The following is an 8,896-nucleotide window of genomic DNA, read 5'->3' on the forward strand; positions in this document are numbered from 1 at the left end:
AGTTGAACAAACGGACTCATACTATGCTGGCGAATAAACACTGTTGTTATTAATAAATCGGGATCTCTATGGCGTATTAGCCTGTAAATGTTGAATAAGTCTTTGCTCATTTTCTCTTGCGTCATCAAGGTGAAAAGCATGTGAAGATTTATCCGACCAATACAACTTTTTTCCTTTTGGAGAATCGAGTGCTTCGCAATAACAAGTGATGAGTTCGGGCATGACATGCTTTTCTTTGCTTCCGTGTATAAACATGACAGGTATTTGTAACGATGGAATTTCCGTGAAAAAGTCAAATGTATTGATGTCATGTAACAGTTCTTCTGTATACGAGAGTTTGAATCCTCGAACAAGAGAATTGTAAATGTCCATAAAAGAATAATCTTGCGAACGTAACATGATTTTAAGACCCGTAAAGAACGTAACAGACTTGTTATCGCCTGCGTCGTGAAACATAGAGTTGTATTTAAACTGCCATTTCCGAATAACCCCCCATTGCTTAAAGCTTTCCAAATACGGGGGTTCGCCTACGGCGGAAAGTTCCTGTAATGCTTTTTTATTATTGGTCGCTCTTGCTCTTTCTAGCAGCCACTTGTAACTTAGTTTATCATTTTCAACCCAATTCGTGATTTGTGAAAATCCAGTATAGGAATAGTATCTTTCTGGATACTTATAGGCGAGGGACAAGGCGATAATACTACCCCAAGAATGGGAAACAAGATGTATTTTTTCTTGATTGAATCGATTTCTTAAATAATCCGTGACATCACGGGCGTCACTGATGAATTGTTTTAAGTGCATGGTTTCTTTCGCAATAGTTCTGGAATAGGATTTCCCTGTTCCACGTTGATCCCAAAAAACAACGGTAAAATATTTGATTAGTTCTTTGGTAGTCGTCACCAATGCATAATCAGAGCCACGGTTTGAAACACCAGGAACCGGCATACTAGGACCTCCATGAATAAAAAGTAGGACAGGACTGCCCGGTTTTTCCGTCTGTATTAAGATGCTCTGTTTGACGTCACCGATGATAATCTTTTCGATGGAACTGATACCTTGTTCCGAAATATTAAAATCGATATTCTTAAATAATTCCATAAATCACCTCTACTATATTACAATCGTGTCTATTTATATTACCATATTCTAGATTTTAATAGGAAAAAGAAGGATATATTCTTAAATATAACCACTACGCTCTTCTGCCCGTTAGCACAACGCGGCTGCCGATACATGCCGGCAGCCGCGTTTAAGTTTTTTATTAAGCTATAGTGTCCCGTTAGTTTAATTAATTGCATTATCACCTTAAGTCGTAGTCGTAGCTGTGTAGAGACGAGGGAAGTGTTGAAATTCTCATCCAGTGGTTTCGCAACAAAATCACAATAGAGGTTCTTTAGGCCATATTTCGTCCATATAACGATATGTAGTTTCGTTAGATTTAAATCGATATCTTTTTCGCTGCTATAACGCTCCCAGTTTCGTTAGCCGAATTTAGATAATCCAAGAAAAATCGGGTCAGAACGCAGGCGCGATCTAACCCGATATGATTTCTGCAACTCTACTCTATCACCAAAATTCTAGGGGCTGTTTTGGCAATCACTCTCGTTGATAACCAGGAACCAAACACCGCAGATACGATACTGACGAAGGCAATAGGAAGAATACCGCTCCAGTTCATAACAAGGGGGAGTTTAACAATCCCGTAGTTGGCCAGGGTTTGTTCCAGTATGATCGGAAGGGCATAAATTCCGGCACAAATGCCGATGATCGTCCCGATGACGGATAAAGCCGCGATTCCCAAGGCTACCGACATTCGAATTCGATTTGCGGGCATGCCAATCGATTTATATATGCCATAGGTTTTGCTTTCTTTTCTAATATCGATACGGCAAGTACTGTAGATGATGATGCAAGTGACTACAATAAATATCAGTCCCATGATGCTCATCGGCAAAATAAGTAGTCCAACGGCCACTTTAAATACAGAATCGATTGACGTTTTCTGTGTTACTGCTTCGAGACCTTCCTTATATTTCTCATTGATCTCGCGTACGACTTGATCGGATTGACTGCTATCATGCACATTGATAAAATACATTCCTTCATTGCTGTTGCCGAAATCCCCCCCTGAGATCACATCGGCTGTTATCCTTGCGGAATAAGACGCGTTGGCGATGGATTGATAAATCCCCGTAACAATAAGGGACTGCTTCTTCCCATAGATGTATACTTCCACGACATCACCAATGTCTTTATTCAGCTTCTTAGATACATTGACTCCAATAGCTATCTCGTTTTTGTGGTGGGGGTTAGTTCCTTTTAATGTGGAATATCCAAATTGCTCATAACTCTCACCAGCGACGTCTATATTTACATTCATGGATGGTGCGTCCGCAGTTCCGGGGTTCTCAGCTGAGGCAATCACTCCCGAAATATATGTAATCCATCCGAAGTTTTTGATTTTGGGGTCAGACCGCATGTCTTCTTCAAATCGATCGTGCGAAAAAGCCGATTCATGTAAGACGGTTACAGCGATGTTGGAATTGTCCTATCCCCATAAGGGCGCCGTCTTCGGCACGGAAATGATGCTGTAAAATAAGACAAATCCGAATACAAGGACGGCTGACGTAATCGTTGTAAGAACGAGCATTAAGAGAGAACCTCTTACATTTTTCAGAACATTACGAAACCCAATGACGAGCATAACGGGAAAACGATCGAATCCAATCAGGTGTGTTTTATTAGAACGTAAACGTCTTGTCCGCTTACTGTTATCCATTTCAGACATGCCATATCGGATCGCTTGCACAGGCTGTATAGAACAGGTTTTATTGGCATAAATCAACACGCATAAAATGACAAGGAGAAATACGGATATTCCCACTGCTATAGCCATGAAATTGCCTTGCATCGCCAGATTTGAACGGCTTGTTTTCAAAGATGAAAGGGAACTCTCCACAATCATTTTGGATAAAAAATGACTGGAAGCTAATCCGGGAATAATGCCTACAATCGAAAGCAAAGCATATTGAGATATGTAAGTAGCGATAATTCCAGCTGAAGATAGACCACAGCTTTTCAATATACCAATCGTTCGATAGTTAGCCAATATCGCGTCAGAAATTGTGAACCCAATCGTGAATAGCGCCACAAGCAGCATGACAGCTCCAAGAAAAATAATTACGAATCCGATCATTTTATTCATAATCAAATAAAATGAACCTATCGATTCGAATTCCCTTTTAGATTCTAGGTATGGGGTGCCGAACTTCTTCTCGAAGAGTTTCCAATACTGTGTATTTGTATCGTAATCTGCGAACCGAAGCCCCATCATATACATGTCTTTTCCTTGTAGGGACTGAAACTGCTTTTTATAATCCTGAGCGTTCATCCAAATGCGGGCAGTATTTGAGAACGGAGCTCCGAAAGGGATATCCACGACTACAGCCGCTACCTTTAACTCAAATGTACCCTGGCCTGTTTTGAAGCTTACTTTATCACCAACATTAATTCCGTTGGAATAAGAGAGCGAAGTGGGTATCCATGCGGTCCCAGCTTCGGGGGTGCCTCTTTCTTCTCCTTGAGCCCAGACCAGCTTATCAACCCTAAAGGGAAGCTCCGGCGTATCCATCATATGCAAGTATACATTTATTTCTTTTCCTTGATGGATAATTCCGGATAAATTTCGATAGGGCATTAGTTCGGACGCCATAACCCCTTGCTGCTCGTCCCACCATTGCTTAAGCTGTTTCGGATCATGGAGACCACGTTCTAAAGTTAACATTTGATGAGAACCGTTCGTTTGGTTATGCATGTCCGTAAATAAATTTTGTGTATTTGAGATTACAATCACGGATGTCGACAACATCAGCGCAGATAACAGAATGAGCAATGTAGTAAGCCCGTTTTGCAATTTCTTCGTTCTTAGGTTAGATCGGAAAAGAGTCCAGACCGCATTCATCACAGTCACTCCTTCCCTGACACATAAGAAAATATGATTTTTTCTCTGTCCTGAATGTCCTCATTGCCAGGCTCATATTTATCAAATTCCAGAATCCCGCCAACTTTGCCGTCCTGGATGAAAATGAGCCGATCCGCCCGGCAAGCTGCTTTGATATCATGCGTAACCATGACAACCGATTGCCCGTTGCGATTCATCTCCGTTAAAATATCTAATATCGCGACGCCTTGGTCATAATTCAAACTGCCTGTCGGCTCATCGGCAAAAATGACCTCCGGAGAGTTAATGAGCGCCCTTGCAATAGCCGCCCGCTGCTGCTGTCCCCCCGAAGCTTGCGCTGGCAAGCGATTGCCCAGGCTCTCAATCTGCACCGCTTCCATCAGCGAAAGCGCCTTCTTCTTCACTTCATTTTTCTTATTACCGGCGATATAGCCGGGTAATGCGATGTTTTCCAAAAAAGTGAGATCAGGCACCAAATGAATCCCTTGATAAATAAATCCGATTTTCCGCGCCCTAAAATCCGCCTTTTTCTTTTCGCTATAGGTATCGATGCGCTGCTCTTGATAATACACCTCTCCAGTCGTCACACTATCCAGTCCACTTAGGAGATACATCAAGGTAGATTTTCCTGAGCCGGAATTCCCCATAATGACCGTGAAATCTCCTTGGTAAATTTCGATATCTACATTGCGAATGGCATGGTATTGCTCGCTGCTGGTAGAGTACGTTTTGCATAGGTTTGCTGCATGAATCATCGTTTTTTTATCTTTCATCTATTCAAAGCCCTCCTGCAATTTCAGTATATTTGTCATTGTAAAGGGCATTTCTTGCATGCTGCTTATCAGATTATTAATAAAGTATTACAAGAGGAGAATCAGCATAATGGAATGGAAAAATAAAAGGTTGTTCCTTGCCCCGGCGTGCTCTTAAAGGAAATCGAACCTTTGTGCGCTTCAATAATATATTTGCATATGCACAAACCTAATCCCGAGCCCTCATTTTTTGCTTTAGCAGCCCCACCGCCAGCATGCCCTTTAAAATAACGTTCAAAAATAAACGGCATGTCCTGTGGAAGAATTCCTTTTCCCGTATCTGCGATTGTGATGATGAGCTGTTCCAGCTCCTGTTCAATGCTAATTCGGATGGAATCTCCCGGGGATGTATGCTTCAAGGCATTCGCAATGAGATTGGAAATAACCTGTTCCAGTCGGTTCGCGTCCACGTTGATGAGCACATTCGGAATCTCTGCTGGTTCGATAAAGGTAATGCCTGCCGTACGAACGTTGTGACCCATCGGCTTAAGGATTTGCAGCAGGATCTCTTTACTGTATTGCTCTGTCCTATGGACTGAAATTTGCCCTAATTCTTTTAATGCATGTAGGAGCAGGTCGTCCAAAAGCACGGTCATTTTATGCGTATTGGTCTGCATCACTTGAATATATTCCATTACCGAATCCATATCGGGACAAATCCCTGCACGTATGGCCTCTAGATATGCATTGATCGTAGTTAAAGGGGTCTTGAGTTCATGGGATAAATTCGATACCAGCTCTTTCTGGGCCTTATCCTGCTCATCTCTTCGTTTGTTAAGATGCATGATTTCCAGCCTCATTTGCTCGAACATGGCGTATACTTCTCCGATTTCATCCATACGGCCATACTCTGCTTTATGCTCGTAATCTCCCTTTAGAATCGCTTCCGAATAATATTTTAATTTATGAATGGGCCGGATGGTGTCGTTGTTGATTTTCCTTCTAAGGAACCACAATAAAATGAAAACCAGCAGTAAACATGTCACCATCAAGAAGAGAGGAAAAAGGATGGTTTGATGTGATTGTTTTGGGATGACAAGTGCTGCTGGCAATGTAAAAATGGCGTTTCCGATTTGAGTTTGTGTTTCTGGGCTGATGACGGGAAAAGCAATTTTGAAAAGATCCTTATCCACCTTCGAATCATATAAATCATAATGAAGTGAAGTCCTTACATCGATGGTTTCGATCTTCGTCTCAGGTGCGGAATTAAAAATAACTTTGCCATCCAACTGTGCAATCAGAATGCTAACGCCGCTACTTTCGCTCATCTTCAGCAAGTTCTGTCGCAATGTAGTATCCGTAGCGATCGCTTTATGATTTTCTTCAAGAGATAACATCATTTCGTTGACCTTGATCCGCACTTGATTAATGACGTAGTTCGTCTGAACATTGTCTTCTTTCCCGATCCATATGATGTACGCGCCACAGCCGATCACGATGACAAGACATAAACATACGGCCCAAATCCACTTTTTTAACCAACGGCTTACATACATGTTATTCTCCACTCCCAGACCTAATCCGAGCTGAATTTGTAGCCAACGCCCCAGACCGTTTTAATATACATTGGGTTTGAAGGGTCCGACTCCAGCTTTTCTCGCAATCTTCGAATATAAACAGTTATTGTGCTTTCATCTCCAAATGTTTCATATCCCCATACTGCGTCTAATAGCTGGCTTTTGGAGAACACTTGATTTTTATGTTTGGCTAAGTAGTACAGCAGTTCAAATTCTTTGGCAGATAATGAAATTTCTTGACCTTCAATCGTTACCTTGTAGGCTCTTTTATCAATGATAAGGTTCCCAAACTGCAGCAATTCATCTTGCTTCGGCTTATTTTCCATGCTTCCTCTCCGCAAATGGGCGTTAATTCTGGCGACGAGTTCGCTTAGAGAAAACGGCTTTGTCATATAATCATCCGCACCAAATCCGAGTCCTAGCACCTTATCCGTATCGCTGCCTCTAGCGCTCAAAATCAGAATCGGCGTATTGCATGTCTCGCGAATTTGGCGGCAAAGCTCAATCCCGTCCACATCCGGAAGCATGATATCCAGAATAATAAAATCGGGGGACAAGGTGTCTATGAATTTCAAGCCATCCTGACCGTTCTCAGCAACCAATACCTCATATCCGCTGATCGTTATGTAGTCTTTCAAAATACGAGAAATGTCTTGTTCATCTTCAATAACGAGTACTTTCCTTGGTAGATTCATCGTCTAATCTCCGCTATGTGTTTATAATTTACAGATCTGCGTTCTTAATAAAAATAATTTTGACCCCGATCACCTGGTTCTGATCATTTGCAGCATAATATGCCGCATAAGCGCCATCGCCCAGACCGGAATGCGAAACTACGCACCCGTCCAAAACTCCGGCCTCTTCTTCGCTTTCCGTTATATCGCAGCAAGCATAATACCAATCGCTGTCCGTCATGTCAGGCTCCATCTCTTGAACCCCCGGATCAGGGAGACGATAGTTGTTTACGTCAAAAATTCCTGCTTGCCCACTGTCCACTCCAACGATAAATTTACATTTTATCCATGCCAGCTCGTCCTGCCGCTCCGCAAAAGCGCTGTGAAAAACGATCAGCTTGGAACAGACTTCGCCCCAATCCCCCAACTCTGTTTTATGTACCTGAGCATTCCAGGTTCCGTTCAATACATTTTCCAAAACCCCTATAATAATTGTTTCCTTCAGGTCATAACAGGGATCTGATACAACCATTTTTCCGGAGGTCATTTCAAATTGGCCAAGAGGTGTGATCATGGTGAGTTCTCCTTTTTATGTAGTTGGATTGGTGTTTGATATTTGAAGATTCTGAAGTTTAAGATGAAAAATACTATATTTAACGAGATTAGCATTTTATGCTGGCGGAGTACAAGTGGGTTAAGGCTTTTTCATTTTTACCGTATTTTCAGTTGTTCCAACCAAGGTAAGAAGATTCAAATATTTTTTTGGGGAGGAGCTGTAACAGCTAACCAGTTAGAAGGAGCATATTTAGAAGGTGGAAAGGGACTGCGTGACGCTGATCTCTATCGTTTTCGTGATGATATTAAGAAAAAAAGACAAAGAAGTCAGTACAACAGATATTGAAGAAGCACTAGATGATAAAGTTGGTATTTATCCAAAACGAATAGGAATTGATTTTTATCATACGTTTGAAGAAGATCTAGCTTTATTAACTGAAATAGGAATGAACTCTTTCCAAGCATCTACTTGTTGGGTGCGTATTTTTCCCAAAGGAGATGAAGTCGAGCCAAATGAGGAAGGATTAGCATTTTATGATCGATTAATTGGCACAATTATTGAAAATAGTATGGAACCTCTTATTACTATTTCTCACTATGGAATGCAGCAGTCTGCGCTCTGGAAGCAACTCGAGGTGAGGCTGCCTGGTCCCGGAAGTGTCGTAGGAGAACGGCAAGGAAAAGACGCATCGAAAATGGAAGAAGGGCATCGACGGCAAGCGCTTGCCTATCGTATGGATCAAGCGCGAGTGCCTCGAGGAGCCAGAAGAAGAATCAGGGACGAGCCCGACTCGCTGCCGCCAGAGCATACGGAGCGCTTGGCAAAGATCCACTTGGGAAGGAGTGACCTCAAGTTTCTTCATTGTGAACTCCTTATTTGTGAAGATTTCCGATAAAGTCATATTCGCTAACTTTGTAAATGATTCCATAAGCAGGGTATTCGTGAAAACTTTTGAACTATCCTGCCCGTTAGTTTAACAAAAATGACTTTTTTTCAACTTGCCTGCTGCCGTTAGTCGGGAATGATATCAAGTTCTTGTCATTGTGTTTTGACAAAAACTTGATATCATAAAAATAAAAAGCCGCATAATTGGTCTTACCCCCGTCAAGTAGACAGTGAAAAAAAGTCAGATTATGCAACGGCCGTTTCCCGGTACTCAACCGGGGGACGGTTATTTAGTTTTTTCTGAAATCTGTTGTGGTTGTAAAACTCTATGTATTCTTCAATCGCTGTGTAAAGCGAGTCAGCTGTTTTGGGGCGAGTAAGATAGATCTTTTCTGTCTTCAGATGTGAAAAGAAAGACTCTATACATGCGTTATCATGACAGTTTCCACGTCTAGAATGGCTTGCTATCATCCCATACTCCTCTAATCGCT

At 41.9% G+C, this 8,896-nt stretch carries 10 protein-coding genes; 2 read left to right on the forward strand and 8 right to left on the reverse strand.

Going from position 1 to position 8,896, the window contains the following annotated elements; translation table 11 throughout:
- Positions 1–66: 66 nt before the first annotated feature.
- The 7 genes from C558_RS0129780 to C558_RS0129805 all read right to left on the reverse strand — a co-directional run bounded on the left by C558_RS0129780 (position 67) and on the right by C558_RS0129805 (position 7,538).
- Positions 67–1,098: an alpha/beta fold hydrolase gene (locus tag C558_RS0129780; protein WP_018759944.1), complete on the reverse strand. Its 1,032-nt coding sequence runs from the start codon at positions 1,096–1,098 to the stop codon at positions 67–69.
- A 460-nt stretch (positions 1,099–1,558) separates the two neighbouring features.
- Entirely contained in the window at positions 1,559–2,380 is an 822-nt protein-coding gene (locus C558_RS34880; RefSeq protein WP_245583911.1) for an ABC transporter permease, read from the reverse strand.
- A 168-nt stretch (positions 2,381–2,548) separates the two neighbouring features.
- On the reverse strand, positions 2,549–3,961 hold the full coding sequence (locus C558_RS34885; RefSeq protein ID WP_018759946.1) for an ABC transporter permease: 1,413 nt from the start codon (positions 3,959–3,961) through the stop codon (positions 2,549–2,551).
- Between the two features lie 5 nt (positions 3,962–3,966).
- A complete protein-coding gene (locus tag C558_RS0129790; protein ID WP_018759947.1) occupies positions 3,967–4,734 on the reverse strand; it encodes an ABC transporter ATP-binding protein in 768 nt (255 codons plus the stop codon).
- A gap of 101 nt (positions 4,735–4,835) precedes the next feature.
- Entirely contained in the window at positions 4,836–6,281 is a 1,446-nt protein-coding gene (locus C558_RS0129795) for a HAMP domain-containing sensor histidine kinase (RefSeq protein ID WP_245583912.1), read from the reverse strand.
- Positions 6,282–6,289: 8 nt separating this feature from the next.
- The gene (locus C558_RS0129800) at positions 6,290–6,985 is read right to left on the reverse strand and encodes a response regulator transcription factor (protein WP_018759949.1); all 696 of its coding nucleotides are present in this window, start codon (positions 6,983–6,985) and stop codon (positions 6,290–6,292) included.
- Between the two features lie 28 nt (positions 6,986–7,013).
- On the reverse strand, positions 7,014–7,538 hold the full coding sequence (locus C558_RS0129805) for a DUF4241 domain-containing protein (RefSeq protein ID WP_018759950.1): 525 nt from the start codon (positions 7,536–7,538) through the stop codon (positions 7,014–7,016).
- Between the two features lie 63 nt (positions 7,539–7,601).
- Between C558_RS0129805 and C558_RS35070 the strand changes: the two genes are divergently transcribed.
- On the forward strand, positions 7,602–7,865 hold the full coding sequence (locus tag C558_RS35070) for a family 1 glycosylhydrolase (RefSeq protein ID WP_156826315.1): 264 nt from the start codon (positions 7,602–7,604) through the stop codon (positions 7,863–7,865).
- Complete coding sequence (locus C558_RS35075) at positions 7,819–8,415, forward strand: family 1 glycosylhydrolase (RefSeq protein WP_156826316.1); 597 nt, start codon at positions 7,819–7,821, stop codon at positions 8,413–8,415. The genes C558_RS35070 and C558_RS35075 overlap by 47 nt, the downstream gene beginning before the upstream one ends.
- A 236-nt stretch (positions 8,416–8,651) precedes the next feature.
- Here C558_RS35075 and C558_RS33525 read toward each other — a convergent pair.
- Positions 8,652–8,896, reverse strand: a 245-nt coding sequence (locus C558_RS33525) for an IS3 family transposase (protein WP_018759951.1), incomplete at its 5' end; no start/stop codon positions are given.

The organism is Paenibacillus terrigena DSM 21567, assembly GCF_000374845.1.
Lineage (GTDB): Bacteria > Bacillota > Bacilli > Paenibacillales > Paenibacillaceae > Paenibacillus_K > Paenibacillus_K terrigena.